Annotated in this window: 1 protein-coding gene and 1 pseudogene; both read right to left on the bottom strand. The window is 39.4% G+C overall.

Features of this window, described 5'->3' with window-relative positions:
• Positions 1-1859, bottom strand: a 1859-nt coding sequence (locus ACOVO2_RS18905; RefSeq protein ID WP_421771472.1) for a ComEA family DNA-binding protein, incomplete at its 3' end; no start/stop codon positions are given.
• A gap of 111 nt (positions 1860-1970) precedes the next feature.
• Positions 1971-2183 (bottom strand): annotated as a pseudogene (locus tag ACOVO2_RS18900) (MFS transporter); the annotation flags it as partial.

The following is a 2183-nucleotide window of genomic DNA, read 5'->3' as shown; positions in this document are numbered from 1 at the left end:
GCATAAAGCACATCATTTTCATAAACATAGATTCTCGAATCATAATCATCGGTATTATAATAAGCAATTCTGCCTTTGAGTTGTAGCTTTCGGATTGAACCTTCGAGGTCTTGCATAATCGCATAACCTTTTGATTGTGAGCGAGTTGCGTATTGATAAGTATTCAACTGCACACGGGTTTGGGTCTTGAAAACCCGATTGACCGAATATTCAAAGTTTGCCAAAATACTTTGCCGCACTACGTTTACTACTACATCGGTCACCGTTGCATTATTCGGCAAGTTTTTACCTTTGTGTTCTTCGTGATACTGCACATAAAACAAGGCTTTTTTATTCGGCTGATAAGTCATTCGGAGTAAATAATCGAAACCGCCAGAAGGAGCATCGACCAAATATCTGAGCCACGGAAACTGAAAACGGTCATAGAAAGCACTGAAAGTCAAGCCTTTTTTGGGTGAATATTTCAGCCCCCAATAAATACCACGTTCGTTGATATTTCTACTTCCCTCACTCAGCCCGTTGGCATAAAAACTATGAAAATTTTTATCGAAATTTCTGATATTTACTGCCCATTCAACTTGTCGGCTGAGTGCAGCCACAAAACCACCAATCGCCCCAATGCCGCCGCTACTTGAGCGAGCCGCTTCGCCAAAGAAATTGAAGTTTTGCCAAGTATAAGTAAAGTTTGTACCAATGACCAAGTTTTGTTTCCCCGAAAACTCAAATTTATTATACAAAACTGGGTTCCGTTGCAGCATTGCATCAAATTGTGTATTGAGTAAAGTTGCTCCAATTTGACCATTTTTTAGCTGAAAAGTGGCATTTACGCCAATATTTTGCTCAGTTAATTGATTTTTCCGAGCCAATTCGGTTTCGGTTCGGTGGTAGCCACCCGTTAGAACCGAACTGAAATAATCTTCCCGTTCGCCGTTATCATCGCTGATGTTGGCATCTCGTTTGGTGTATGAATAAAAGCCTGTTAAGTCGATTTTGCCAAATTGATAAGTGGCGGCTGCTCCTCTGAAATAGCCACCTTCGAGCAACGAACCGTAAGGACGAACCCCCAAATTACTGCGGCGAGTGGTAGCAATGGCTTCGCTACTTTTGCCCAACGAAAACCCAGCCGACATGATTAAACCTTGCCCAAATTGTGCTTGATAATCGCCTAACACTAAGTTTTTGAGTTTACCTTTATTACGAAGTTGAAAATGAAATGTGTAGAAATCGAGGTAGTTTTTTTCGCCAGCGTCTTTTTCTACAATAAAACCTACTTGAAAATCTTTCGGGTGGCTCAGGCGATAGCGGGCGTAAAGATGCTGTGGAGAACCCAAATATTTTCCTTCTTCAAAACCCCTTGATTTTTCTAAAACCTGCGAATTTCGCAACACAAAATAATGGTCAGTAGCATTGCTTAGCCGATTTTTTAAATCTCCGACCGAAAATTTATATTTTATATCAACGAAAGGTAAGAGCTTGTTTATTGTTTCTAAATCAAGGTTTTGTACGGCTTGGAGTTCGTAAATGCTCAGAAAATCGCCGTTTTGTTCACGATGGTCGAGAATACTTTTAATCTGAACCTGTGAAAGTAAATAAAGCGAAGCTAAATCTTCGGCAGTGGCGGTATTTAGATTAAGTGGGTTTTGATAAAGCTGATAAAGCGATTCGTAGAGGTCTTCGTAATTAATATTTTCTTGTTGAACAGGAAAAACTCGCTGAATAAATTCATCTAAATTAATATCCGTTCGTGGTCGATTTTGAGCGAAAGATATAGTTTCTGAAAAAACAAAAAACGCCAACAAAGTAATTTTGATGGGTTTATTCTTAAAAAAGTCATTTACAACAGCTAAAAGTCGAATCATATTAATAGGTTTCGTCTTAGCAAATGTAAAATTTTGTTTTCGAGCAACCAATAGTTACAAAAAAATCTTTAAATATCTGTTGACTGCAGACAGTTGACTATCAACTTCTAACTATGATTTCTTCTCCAATTTTACATCAAAAAGGTCGCCCGAGCGTAAGAAAATGATTGTCACAAAAACCAGCGTCATTACTCCACCAAAAACTACCGAAGGTACAGCCCCAAAAAACTTGGCAGCCACACCCGATTCAAACGCTCCGAGTTCGTTTGAGCAACTCACAAAAATACCGTTTACGCCACTCACACGCCCACGCATCTCGTCGGG

This window comes from Emticicia sp., from assembly GCF_049241225.1.
Classification (GTDB): Bacteria; Bacteroidota; Bacteroidia; order Cytophagales; family Spirosomataceae; genus Emticicia.
The sequence above is the reverse complement of the archived record's forward strand: the minus strand, read 5'-3'. Positions and strand labels throughout refer to the sequence as shown.